Below are 12,799 nucleotides of genomic sequence, written 5' to 3' on the forward strand. Positions count from 1 at the left end.
AAGAAGGATTTCGCACCTTTGTAGCCTACCACCAAGGGGCTTTTGCAGGGAGTATTTCTGTAGCTCCTTCTACTATATCAGGTGAAGTGTGGCACGAAGGAAAGGCTTATTTCCTAAGTACCGAAAAAGGCATACTAAAGATTAGTACCGAAAAGAGTCAGTTTAGTTGTGGTACTTGTGCTGATGGGCAGTGTAATACAGATATGGGTACCACTACTACCCCAAAAGCAAGCACTACAGCCCGAGGTGTAGCTCTTGCTGAAGTAGCCTTGCCATCAGAAGACAAACGAGTGCTATACAACACTAATGTAATGAGAACGTACCGCTTGGCAATGCTTATAGATTATAGTTTTTACAAAGGACATTGCCGCAGTGATATGAACAAGGTAAAAGCCTTTATGACAGAAGTGCAAGCAGGACTGAATGAAGTGTGTGGCAGGGAGATAGGTTGTCAGTTTGAATTGGTAAACGACCCACGCCTTATTATTACCACTAAAGAAAAAGAAGTGTATGACCGTCCCTCAGTAAGAACGGTAGTAGAGAGAGCTACAGGCGATTTTAACAGCTTGATAGGTGAAGAAAACTACGATGCTGGTATAGTGTTTTCGGTATATAAAGATAATCGTGGATTGGCACATCTGGGTGAAATCACAGGGAAACTAAAAGGAGGTTGTATTGCTAACCACGAGTTTTATATTATTCTACACGAGTTCGGACACCTATTGGGTTCAGCACATACCTTTACTATAGGAGGACAAACGGCTTCGTCATTTACAGAGCCAGATAGGGGAAACTCGATAATGAGTTACATTAATGACCCTTATGGTACTTACTTCTCATTACCCTCTATCTACACTATTCGCAACCGTACTAACCTACACGATGCTTACTATAGCGATAAAGCACGTACCCAATTGGTAGGACTACCACAAGCGAATATACCCTACGGAGAGGTATCGGACAATCGTGCCCCAGTGATACATCGTGCGAAGTTGAAAAAGAGTTATACCTTACCACCTAATACTTACTTTCAGTTTGATATAGAAGCCAGCGACCCTGATGGAGACCCGCTACTTTATATGGCGCACCAAGCTGACTTTAAGATATTTGGAAAAGCCCGTTTTCCTTCTAACAGACCTACAGAGACTAACCGTATAGAGTTTTATCAACCATATAGAAAGAATAGAAGCAATGAATGGGAAGCTGTTCCTTTCAAATTTACAAATAAAGATGAAACAGGAGAATTTACTTTTTGGTTAGGAGTATGCGATGGCAAAGTGGGGGCTTACAAAAATGGAAAACCCCATGTGCCTCTTTACGATGTGTATGAAACCAAAGTGAATATAGTAGGAGGTACGCCTTTTAGAATAATTAATGTAAGCAAAAGTAGTGCAGGAAAATACAAACGAGGAAAAGACGTTACCCTCACTTGGGGAGTTGATAAAAATATCTTTGGCGAAGATAGCAAGGTGCGCATTCTCTTTTCAGACGATTATGGAAAGAGTTATAAATATGTGTTAGCTGATGGAATTCCTAACAATGGTAAAGCTACTGTTATTTTCCCGACGCAAGCCAAAGGTTGGAATGGGGGTAATCTTTATGTAGAAGGACTTTTCAAAATAGAAGTAATTGACCATATTGCCTATGCAGTGCACACTGATCCCCCAAGCACTTTAGATATGCACAGCCCTGACATTACCTTTAAAAATTTGCCAGAGCCTACTATAACAGTGAAGAAAAATGCTATCCCTCCAGCTCCGAATGTTACAGCTGAAAGCTATTGTAAAAGAGGACGTATCAATATAGTTCTATCGGAAGAACCTCACGATACCTATCTGTTGCGTCAATGGATAGCTACTAATGGTTGCGGCGATAAGGTAACAGCTCAGCAATTTATCTATTACGAAAAAGAAGCTCCTATTAATAGTTTGCATTTTGTAGGAGACTTGCCTAAAGATATGCACGTACAATGTAAAAGTGAGATACCTGAAAAAGCTGAGGTAAAGGCAGAAGGAGCTGATAATATCCGTATAGACTATGAAGAAGAAATGACTGAAGGGGATAAAAAAGCTTATAAACTCACTCGTTCTTGGATAGCATATGCTGATAATGCATTGCCAATTCGGCACACTCAGCAAATTTTGCTAAGAGATACTCAGAAGCCAGAACTTTCGTCCTATCCTAAAAGTATGATAGTGAAGAGTGAGGATCAGGTGCCTTTCAAAGAAAACCTTACAGCTACTGATAACTGCGATGGTCTTTTGAGAGTAGATTCTAGTGAAAGTAGTAAATATGAAAATGGTAAAAAGAAAGAGGTAACCTATGTATGGTTTGTAGAGGATAATGCTCATAACCAAAATCGTTATGTACAGGTAATTACTATTAATCCTGCTATAACTACTCCGACGGTAACTACTCCGACGGTAACTACTCCGACTGTGAGTACGCCAACGGTAACTACTCCAACGGTAAGCACACCGACTGTAAGTAGTCCAACGGTAAGCACACCAACAGTGAGTACTCCAACAGTAAGTACACCGACTGTAAGTAGTCCAACGGTAAGTACACCAACGGTAAGTACACCGACTGTGAATACACCGACTGTGAGTACCCCAACAGTAAGTACTCCAACGGTAACTACTCCGACGGTAAGCACACCGACTGTGAGTACTCCAACTGTAACTACTCCAACTGTAACTACTCCAACGGTAAGTACACCGACTGTGAGTACGCCAACTGTGAGTACGCCAACTGTGAGTACGCCAACTGTGAGTACGCCAACTGTGAGTACGCCAACTGTGAGTACGCCAACTGTGAGTACGCCAACTGTGAGTACGCCAACTGTGAGTACGCCAACTGTGAGTACGCCAACTGTGAGTACGCCAACTGTGAGTACGCCAACTGTGAGTACGCCAACAGTAAGCACTCCGACCGTAACTACACCAACTGTAACTACGCCTACAGTAACTACACCGACTGTGAGTAGTCCAACAGTAAGTACACCAACAGTAAGTACACCGACTGTAACTACTCCAACGGGAATAAGCCCTGAGGTTTCGGAGGTAATTATTTATAATGGGGTTTCAACTCATAATTCTCATAACTATTTTAAAGTAGAGAATACAGATGAAAACAGACCTATCTATGTGATTATTTTTGATGAAATGGGACTAAAAGTGTATGAAAACCCTGACTATGGTAAGAATGAAGTGTTTAGAGGTTATGCTAATGTGAAAAACGTAATAGGCAAGAAGGCATTGGCAGGTACCTACTTCTATATACTGCGATACTACAAAAATAATACATTAGAAGAGAAAAAAGGATTTTTATACATCAGGTAGTCAATTATTAATTTGCTAATTATTAATAGTTTCGTATCTTTGCCACTCAAAACAATGAAAAAGATATAGAATATGAGTTTTATTGATTACCTACTCTCAGCAGTGCTGATGCTTATCACCTTTGCGATAGGCAGTTCGTTGCGCTTTGCTGACTTCGAAAATATATTTAGAAAATCAAAGCCCCTTTATTTGGGGCTTTTCTTGCAAATGGTGTTTTTGCCTATTTGTGCTTTTATTATTGCTGCTGTAGCCGACCTTTCGCCTGCTGAAAAAGTAGGGCTTATTATCGTGGCTATCTGTCCTGGGGGTACTACTTCTAACTTTATTAGCTATCTCATCAAAGCAGATACAGCTTTAGCAGTAGCTCTTACTTCTATCAATAGTCTGCTGATATTGGTCTCTATACCTGTATTATCGAATTGGGCGGTAGCTGCCTTTATGGGAGGGCATACTGAAGTATCGCTGCCTATTCTTAATACTGTGTGGGAGGTGACTAAAATAGTTATTATCCCAGCTACTTTAGGTTTGCTCTTCAATCGCTATTTTCCTAATATAGCTCATCGTATTAAGTTTCCGCTAAAAGTAATTAATACCCTCTTATTGGGGGTAGTATTCCTTATCAAGTTCTTTGCAGGGGAAGAATCTGGGGGGAGCGGCATATCAGTAGATGAAATTATACGCTTATTGCCTACTACCTTACTGATGCACCTTAGTTCGATGATACTTAGCTATTTTATAGCCCTTAAACTCTTCAAACTATCGGGTATACAATCTACTACTATTAGTATAGAGGTAGGGTTGCAAAACACAGTTTTGGCAATATTCGTAGCGGGCACTCTGATGCACAATGCCCCAATGACCAAACCTGCCCTTGTGTATGCGATGTTTTCTTTCTTTACTACTTTGGCGTTTGCGTTTATTACTATTAGAATTAGAAGAGATTAGCTATTTGGCTACTTGCTAACGGATGCTAATAAGTATATCACTGCCATACGTATCGCTACTCCGTTTTCTACTTGTTGCAAGATAATAGACTGAGGGCTATCGGCTACCTCGCTGGTAATTTCTACCCCTCGGTTGATAGGGCCTGGGTGCATAATCACTATTTCTTTATCGAGAGAGGCTAAGAGCTCTTTGGTAAGTCCGTATTGTTGTACATACTCGCGTGTAGAGGGGAAGTAACTGATGTCTAAGCGCTCGTTTTGTATGCGTAGCATATTGGCTACATCGCACCAGTTTAAGGCTTTGCGCAAATTAGTTTCTACCCTTACGCCAAGCTCGTGTATGTATTTAGGGATAAGCGTTTTAGGCCCGCAAACCATTACTTCAGCTCCTTGTTTATGTAGGGCAAATATATTAGAAAGGGCTACTCGAGAGTGGAGTATGTCGCCTACTATTACTACTTTTTTGCCTGCAACATCGCCTAATCGTTCGCGTATAGAGTAAGAGTCTAAAAGGGCTTGGGTAGGGTGCTCGTGCGCTCCATCGCCGGCATTTACGATAGCGGCCTTGACATGCTGCGATAAGAAGATTCCAGCCCCAGGGTTGGGGTGACGCATCACTACCATATCTACTTTCATTGAAAGGATATTATTGACCGTATCGACTAATGTTTCGCCCTTAGTAACCGATGATTGCGAAGCCGAGAAGTTAATCACATCGGCAGAAAGGCGCTTTTCAGCCAACTCAAAAGAGAGGCGAGTGCGAGTGCTGTTCTCAAAGAAAAGGTTGGCGATGGTAATATCGCGTAATGAAGGCACTTTCTTAATAGGGCGGTTGATAACCTCTTTGAAGTGGTCAGCCGTTTCGAAAATCAGTTGTATATCTTTTTCGGTGATATACTTAATACCTAAAAGGTGATTGACACTTAATTCGCTCATCGTATTATATCTTTTAGCGGTACGGCAAAGGTACGAATAATTTGTCAATTAGCAATTTTTAGGCGTTAGTTTTTAGTCGTTAGTCGTTAGTTTGGTAATAAAAAAGGTTATTACAGTATTTGCTGTAATAACCTTTTTTGTTTTTTATCTTCTGTCTTTATTTTAGTATTCTTCTGTAGGGGTAGCGAATATTTCGTCGGTTTTGTGGCGGCGACCACTTACGCGCTCTTGTAAGTCTTGGAAGATAACAAAAAGCACAGGGATTACTACTAATCCGAAGAAAGTACCAATAAGCTGTCCTACAGCGGCTCCGGTAGCTACTGAACGGTTACCAGCAGCTCCTACACCTGTAGCAAATACTAATGGCAAGAGTCCTACGATAAAGGCAAATGAAGTCATCAGGATTGGACGCAAACGCGCCATAGCGGCATTGATTGCTGCCTTAGAGAGGCTCTCGCCCATACGTCGGCGTTGTACCGCGAACTCTACTATCAGGATAGCATTTTTAGCCAAAAGCCCCATTAGCATAATTAGTGAGATTTGGAAGTAAATGTTGTTTTCTAAACCAAAGAGCCATTGCCCCAGATATGCCCCAAAAATACCAAATGGTAACGACATTAGCACTGATAACGGCAATAGGTAGCTTTCGTATTGTGCCGAAAGGATAAAGTAGGTAAACACCAAGCTGAGAATAAAGATGATGATAGTCTGTGAGCCTGCGTTTTGCTCTTCACGGGTAAGCCCTGTATAATCAATGCCATAGTTAGCGTTAAGGGTTTGAGCCGCTACTTCTTCAACAGCTTTTACTACATCACCTGTACTATAGCCCTCATTATTGGCTGCTGAAATATCTACCGAAGTGTAGAGGTTATAACGGCTTACAGCTTGAGGACCAAATACCCTTTTTAGAGTAACATATTCTGAAATAGGAGCCATCTCACCACTCTCAGTACGTACAAACATTCCATTTAAACTATTCACATCTTTGCGCGCATCGGGTAGGGTTTGCACCATTACGCGGAATTGCTTACCGTAGAGCGTAAAGTCGTTAGCATAGTACCCTCCTATATAGTTTTGTAGGGTAGAGAGCAAGGTATTTACCGAAATACCTGACTGCATAGCTCGTTCTACATTGATGATCATTTCATATTGAGGGTAATTGGTATTGAAAGATGTTTTAGCATACTTTACCTCTGGTCGTTTTTCGAGGGCAGCGATAAACTCTTGGGCAGTTTTGTCTATTTCAGTTACATCAGCTCCTGATTTGTTCAGTAAGGCAAATGATACCCCTGCCCCCATACCGAAGCCCGATACAGCTGGAGGTTGGAAGAATACTATTTCAGCATCTTTTATCTTAGAAGCAGCTGCAAAAGCCTGCCCTATAATAGCATCTATACTTTGGCGAGGGTCTTTAGAACGTTCTTCGAAAGGCTTGAGTTTAAAGAACCCCATACCATTATTGCTACCAGAGCCTGATAGCATACCATTTCCGGTTACGAAAGTAAAGTTTTCAACCCCAGGTATGTTATCAAGGTCTTTACTCACTTCGCGCATCTCGTTGGCTACACGCTCCATAGAGGCACCAGGTATCATCGAAAGATCCATTAGTACGAATCCTTGGTCTTCGTTAGGTACAAACCCTGTTTGTATATTTTTATTAGCAAAGTAAATACCACCCCCTACAATAGCAAAAAGCACTAAGGTGACCCATTTGTGACGCAAGAAAAAGGTGAAAGTCTGTCCGTACTTTAATGTTGCCGCATTGAAAGCAATGTTGAATTTATGGAAGAATTTGCCTATAACTGATTTGTCTTCATACTCCTTATCGCCGTGAGGTTTGAGGAATAGTGAGCAGAGGACAGGACTGAGAGTAAGAGCGTTTACTGCTGAAATGGCGATTGCAACGATGAGGGTAACCCCAAACTGTTTGTAGAATACCCCAGTTGTACCCTCGATAAAGGTAACCGGCACAAATACAGCTGCCATCACGAGGGTGATGGAGATAATAGCTCCTGTAATTTCGTTCATAGCCGAAATAGTAGCAGGTTTAGCTTTCTCGTGCGTCTGCTCCATCTTAGCGTGTACCGCCTCGACCACCACTATCGCATCATCGACCACTATACCTATGGCAAGCACTAAGGCAAATAGGGTTAGCATATTGATAGAGTAACCAAAAAGATTTAGGAAAAAGAAAGTACCCACGATAGAAACCGGTACCGCAATAGCGGGGATAAGGGTAGAGCGGAAATCTTGCAAGAAGATATACACTACTAAGAATACCAATAAGAATGCTTCTAAAAGAGTAGTTAGAACCTTAGAAATAGCCGCATCTAAAAAGGTGTTTACATTGAAGTTAATAGTGTAGGTTACCCCTTCAGGTAGGTCTTTCTCAATAGATTTGAGGTACTTCTCAATATTTTGTACGACTTCGTGAGCGTTAGCCCCGGGGGTTTGCGAAATACCCATTGCAATAGCTGCACGTCCTTTGCTTTCGGAAAAGCTGGTATAGCCAAGGGCATCGAGTTCTACCTTAGCTACATCTTTTAAGCGAAGTATGCGCCCCCCATCAAGGGCTTTAATTACTATGTTTTCGTATTCTGATACGCTGTTGTATTTTCCTTTATACTTGATAGTATATTCGTAAGAACTACCACTGTTTTGCCCCAAGGTACCTGCCGCTGCCTCTAAGCTTTGTGCTGAAATGGCTGCATTTATTTCAGTAGGGGTTAACTTATAGGCCTGTAGTTTTTGAGGATCAAGCCATATACGCATAGAGTAGTTTTTACCACCATATTCATCAGCATCACCTACCCCAGTGATACGCTTTAGAGCAGGAATTATGTTGATACCCAAGTAATTCTCTAAGTAAACTTCGCCAAATTCAGGGTTATCAGAGAAGAAAGTGAGGAACATTAGCTGTCCTGCCTCGCGTTTTTCTATTGTTATCCCTGCTTGTTTTACTTCGGCAGGAAGGATAGCATTAGCGTATGATACGCGGTTTTGCACTAATACGGCAGCATTGTCGGGGTCAGTACCGTTTTTGAAATATACCGTGATATTGGCAGCCCCGCTGTTAGAGGCAGAGGATACGATATAGTCCATATTTTCTACCCCGTTGATTTGCTCTTCGAGAGGAATCACCACAGATTTAAGTACGGTCTCGGCATTCGCCCCTCCGTAGTTAGCTCTTACCGATACGGTAACAGGCGCAATGTCGGGGTATTGCGATACAGGCAACGAGACAATACCCAGCACCCCTAAGATGACTATCAAGATAGAAATAACCGTTGATAGCACCGGTCTGTTTATAAAGTTCTTTATCATAAATTCTTAATTTGTCAATTTGTCGATTGCCAATTGGCTCATTATTTCCAGCCACCTCCAAGGGCTTTGTAGAGGGTAATGCCGTACTGCATACGGGTAAATTGGGCTTCGGCAACACTTAGTTCGGCATTGAGGCGGCTTACTTCGGCAGTGATTACCTCTAAGTAATTCACCATACCGCTATCGAACAGCTGTTTAGAGAAGTCAGTAGCCTCTTGGTAGGCTTTCATCTCTTTGGTTTTTAGTTCGATTAGCTCGGTTTGAGTGGTAAAGTTGCGCATAGCGTCGGTTACCTCTTTGCCTGCTGAAAGGATAGACTTTTTGAGGTTGAGCAAGGCCGTTTCTTGGGCAGCGCGTTGTACCTCATACTGGGTGCGTATTTGTCGCTTATTGAGTATAGGCTGTGCCAGCCCTGCTACGAAGTTAGCAAACATAGATTTAGCCGAAAACCAAGTGTCTAACTCGGTGCTACTCAAGCCCCCTCGTGCTGAAAGGGTAAGGGTAGGGAAGAAGTTAGCACGGGCTGCGTTAGTAAGTTCGAAAGCATTGCGCAAGTTGAGCACTGCGCGGAGTACATCGGGGCGGTTTTCTAACAACTTCACTGGGTAACCTTGTTTGAACTCGGTAGGAAATTGTTGGGCTGATAGGTTGCTGCGCTCTATGCTGTGCAACTCTTCGCCCATAAGCACGCAAATAGTATTTTCTACCGCCCATATACTGTTGTTGATGCTGATAAGCTGGGCTTGGGCATTATATACGAGGGCTTCTATCTGCTTGGTAGCCACTTCGGTAGTAGAGCCTGCATCCTTTAGGTGCTTAGTAGTCTCTAAACTCTTTTGGCGGAAGTCGATAGTCTGCTCGAGTACCTTTTTCTGTTCGTCGAGCATTAGCAATTGGTAGTAGGCAGTTGCCAAAGTAGCCACCACCTCTGATTGTACGGCTTTTTGAGCCTCGACTGTAGCTAAATAAGAGGCTATTTGGGCGCGTTTCTGGGCAGAGATTTTGCCCCAAATGTCGGCTTCCCAGCTGGCACTGGCGGTAATATCCCACAGGTTGCCATAGGTGCGGTCGCCTATGCCCCCAGCAGCATTGATAGAGTTGGTGCTGCGGGTATAATCAGCTCCTACTGAAAGAGTAGGGATATAGGCAGCTTTGCTCTGCTTTAGATAGGCTTGCGCTGACTGTACGCTTTGTATTGCTATACGCACATCGAGGTTGTTAGTCAGTGCCTTGCTGATGTGCTGCTGTAAGAGCGGGTCGGTGAAGATGTTGCGCCACGATACCGTAGCACTGCTGAGGCTATCGGTAGGGATATTGTCGGTGCGAAAGAGTTTTTCGCTAATCCCCTCGGGCATATATTCTTGCCTTTTGGGCGCTACACAAGCACTAAGGGTTAGTGCTATACTTGCCGCTGCTATAGATTTATATATGATTCTTTTCATTTGGGTGTTAGGTTCTATTAAAGACGAAGTGCTATTGGCTCTTAGTGCTCGTTGAAAATAGGTTGTATTCTTTTTACAATGCTGTCCATTGGTACAATAGGCTCTGGTTTTACGTGAATACCTCTGCGAACAGCGTTAAGCCCTTGTACGAGGATGATATCACCTTTAGAGAGACCGCTTTCTACTACTGCATAATTATCGGCGCGGTTCTTAAGAGTGATAACGGTCTGTACCACCGAGTCCTTTTCTATTATTTTGTAAGCGAATACTTTGCCTTGTAGCTCGAAGGTAGCAACTTCGGGTATTACGAGGGAGTTACTAAAATGTTGAGGCACTCGGATAGTACCGCTGTTGCCATTGGTAAGCAACCCATTGGGATTAGGGAAAGTAGCGCGGAACTGTATGCTGCCGGTAGTAGGGTCTATCTGCCCTGTTACGGCTTGTATTTTACCCTTTTGGGTATATTCTTTTCCGTTAGCCAATACTAAAGAGGCTTCGGGTAGGTTTTTGAGCTTTTCGGGTAGGTTTTTGCCCTCAGTATTACTTAAGAAGTCAAGGTATTCTTTTTCGTTCATAGAGAAGTAGGCATATACCTCTTTTACGTCGGATACAGTAGTTAGAACAGTGCTATTAGCATTTACCAACGCTCCTTCACGATAGTTGATAGCGCCTACTATGCCGTTAACAGGGGCTTTTACCACCGCAAAGCCGATGTTGCTTGCCACCTCGTTATAAGCAGCTTGGGCGCGCTGTAGGTTGGCTTTAGCCGTTTCGAGCTGCACTTTGCTCACTATATTTTTCTCTACCAAAGGAATGAGTTTATTCACTTCGACCTGTGCCACCTCGACCTGTGCTTTGGCTGAAGCTGCCGATTGGTTGAGGGTTTGTGTTTCGAGCTGAAAAAGCGCTTGCCCTTGGGTAACGGCTTGTCCCTCATCGACCAATACTTTGGTGATGTAGCCAGACACTTTGGCTTGTACAGGGCTGTTTACCACCCCTTCGATGTTTACAGGGTAAGAAAGGAAAGAGGTTGTATTTTGTTCGCCTACTATTATCGCAGGATATGAGGGGATTTGCGCACTAGCTTGTGCATCTTGTTGTTGCGTGTTATTGCAGGCTACTATAGCGATAGCTGACACTGCTGTTAAAAAGATTTTATTCATAATATTTTATTGTTACTTATTAGTTTAGGGGATAGTACAGAGGTAAGAATTTTTCGGTAAAGGTAAATTGGTGGGGTGGGTTGCACAAATAAATTAGACGAAAAGGCTAATTTTATCGACAAAAAGGGAGGTAACATCCTCCCACACATACTCCGCTACGCCAGCTCGCGGACTTCCTTCAAAGGGGGAGATGTGACGTTAAACAGTATGCTCTCGTTGTTTCAGGGGGCAAAGTTAGTACAAAAACTTGTGCTAAAAAAATTAATACTTGTTAATCTTTTCATAAATTTTTTGAGGAAAAGCAGGGTGTAGTGAATAGCAATTTTTTCTGGTTTTTGGATAATGATTAGATATTTATACTTTGGTAATCTTTCGGTTATCTTTCGCTCTTCCTATATTGGGCAGATTCAATTCATAAAGGTAACTTTTAATTTTGCTGATTGTTATTCAATAAGTTAACGTTTCCTTGATTTTTAATAGCTTGCAAATATACCTGTTTTGGACTCATATAACCAAATCTTTTTCGAGGTCTATTGTTAAGTTTGTTTTGTACTCTCTCCAATTCTTCTTCATTTATAAACCTTAAATCAGCTCCCTTTGGAAAGTACTGTCTTAATAAACGATTATAATTCTCATTAGAACCTCTCTCCCAACTATGATATGGATGAGCAAAATAATAGTCTAAATTGAACTCTTCTGATAGCTCTTTGTGTTTAGAAAATTCTTTGCCATTATCAGAGGTTATTGTATGTATAGTTAGTTGATTTTCAGTAATTAACTTAGCTATCATTTCTTTTGTATGGATAGCTCCCTTACAAGGCAAGTGCCCTAATAAAGTATAACCTGTAGCTCTATCATTAAATGTTAAAATAGCTCCTTTATGATTAGCTCCCATTACTAAATCCACTTCGTAATCACCTATGCGTGAGCGTTGTTCAACGATTGCTGGTCTTAAGTCTATACTTTTTCTATCGTTAATAGGATCATTTGATTTATAAGTTTCTTTTCTTTGATACCTTTTCCCCTGATTTCTAAGGTGTTTGTACAAATCACCTCCCTTTTTCTTATCATTCCAAACAAACTTATAAATAGTTTGATGAGAAATATTTTTTAGTGTTCCTGCAATTTGTTCAGGACTATAATCTTCTTTTAAAAGGGTAGTTACCTGCTCTTTAATTTCCTCTGTAAAATGTATAGCTTTTCTCTTTTTCTGCATTCTATCAAGGTATAATTGATGAGCTTCCTCAGCTTTATATATGCCTGTTTGAGGATTAGAGTTTCTTTTAATTTCTTGATTTACAGTCTTTTTAGGCAACCCTATTTCTTTTGCAATTTGAGCTCTTTTTAAATTAATTTGTAGATATCCTTCTATTTTGTATCTTTGCCCCAATGAAATATGACTCATAATTTGTACTTTACATTTTTCAATTTCAACAACGCAAATATGAGGATTTTTTTCATTTGGCAAGGAAAAACTATATGATTTTTCCTTGCTTTTTTTGTTTTTAATTTTTGTCTGCAGCAGACAAAAATTAAAAACAAACCCTTATTAAAAAGTTACTTTTATTACTTGAATTTAGGTTGTTCCTATATCGCTTCTATAGGGAAGGTAGCAGTAGTAGATTTTTCTTCAAAATTGGCAAATTTGC

At 41.4% G+C, this 12,799-nt stretch carries 7 protein-coding genes and 2 pseudogenes; 4 read left to right on the forward strand and 5 right to left on the reverse strand.

Annotated features, from left to right (window positions below; translation table 11 throughout):
* Positions 1-332: 332 nt before the first annotated feature.
* From FOC45_RS12205 to FOC45_RS02305, 4 genes and pseudogenes are all read left to right on the forward strand, one after another.
* Positions 333-833 (forward strand): annotated as a pseudogene (locus tag FOC45_RS12205) (zinc-dependent metalloprotease); the annotation flags it as partial.
* Positions 834-2,647: 1,814 nt separating this feature from the next.
* Positions 2,648-2,986, forward strand: a pseudogene (locus FOC45_RS12210) (hypothetical protein); the annotation flags it as partial.
* Positions 2,979-3,341: a gliding motility-associated C-terminal domain-containing protein gene (locus tag FOC45_RS12215; RefSeq protein WP_369700501.1), complete on the forward strand. Its 363-nt coding sequence runs from the start codon at positions 2,979-2,981 to the stop codon at positions 3,339-3,341. The pseudogene FOC45_RS12210 and the gene FOC45_RS12215, both read left to right, overlap by 8 nt.
* A 72-nt stretch (positions 3,342-3,413) precedes the next feature.
* Positions 3,414-4,286, forward strand: coding sequence for a bile acid:sodium symporter family protein (locus FOC45_RS02305; protein WP_009392097.1), 873 nt, complete (start codon positions 3,414-3,416; stop codon positions 4,284-4,286).
* Between the two features lie 8 nt (positions 4,287-4,294).
* On the opposite strand, the gene FOC45_RS02310 is transcribed toward FOC45_RS02305, so the two are convergent.
* The 5 genes from FOC45_RS02310 to FOC45_RS02330 form a co-directional block, all read right to left on the reverse strand.
* Positions 4,295-5,221, reverse strand: a complete 927-nt coding sequence (locus FOC45_RS02310) for an aspartate carbamoyltransferase catalytic subunit (RefSeq protein ID WP_009392098.1) — start codon at positions 5,219-5,221, stop codon at positions 4,295-4,297.
* Between the two features lie 162 nt (positions 5,222-5,383).
* Positions 5,384-8,545 carry an efflux RND transporter permease subunit gene (locus tag FOC45_RS02315; RefSeq protein ID WP_009392099.1) on the reverse strand — a complete coding sequence of 1,054 codons (3,162 nt, stop codon included), beginning with the start codon at positions 8,543-8,545 and terminating at the stop codon, positions 5,384-5,386.
* Between the two features lie 41 nt (positions 8,546-8,586).
* Positions 8,587-9,987 carry an efflux transporter outer membrane subunit gene (locus tag FOC45_RS02320; protein WP_009392100.1) on the reverse strand — a complete coding sequence of 467 codons (1,401 nt, stop codon included), beginning with the start codon at positions 9,985-9,987 and terminating at the stop codon, positions 8,587-8,589.
* 41 nt (positions 9,988-10,028) lie between these two features.
* Positions 10,029-11,150 (reverse strand): efflux RND transporter periplasmic adaptor subunit, encoded by a 1,122-nt coding sequence (locus FOC45_RS02325; RefSeq protein WP_009392101.1) that lies wholly within the window; start codon positions 11,148-11,150, stop codon positions 10,029-10,031.
* Positions 11,151-11,577: 427 nt separating this feature from the next.
* Positions 11,578-12,618, reverse strand: a complete 1,041-nt coding sequence (locus tag FOC45_RS02330) for an IS30 family transposase (protein WP_147715965.1) — start codon at positions 12,616-12,618, stop codon at positions 11,578-11,580.
* Positions 12,619-12,799: the final 181 nt, after the last annotated feature.

It is taken from the genome of Capnocytophaga sp. FDAARGOS_737, from assembly GCF_009730375.1.
Lineage (GTDB): Bacteria > Bacteroidota > Bacteroidia > Flavobacteriales > Flavobacteriaceae > Capnocytophaga > Capnocytophaga leadbetteri.

Coding starts and splice junctions, on each gene's coding strand:
- FOC45_RS02305 (WP_009392097.1), top strand. CDS start 3,414: ATGAGTTTTATTGATTACCTACTCTCAGCAGTGCTGATGCTTATCACC.
- FOC45_RS02310 (WP_009392098.1), bottom strand. CDS start 5,221: ATGAGCGAATTAAGTGTCAATCACCTTTTAGGTATTAAGTATATCACC.
- FOC45_RS02315 (WP_009392099.1), bottom strand. CDS start 8,545: ATGATAAAGAACTTTATAAACAGACCGGTGCTATCAACGGTTATTTCT.
- FOC45_RS02320 (WP_009392100.1), bottom strand. CDS start 9,987: ATGAAAAGAATCATATATAAATCTATAGCAGCGGCAAGTATAGCACTA.
- FOC45_RS02325 (WP_009392101.1), bottom strand. CDS start 11,150: ATGAATAAAATCTTTTTAACAGCAGTGTCAGCTATCGCTATAGTAGCC.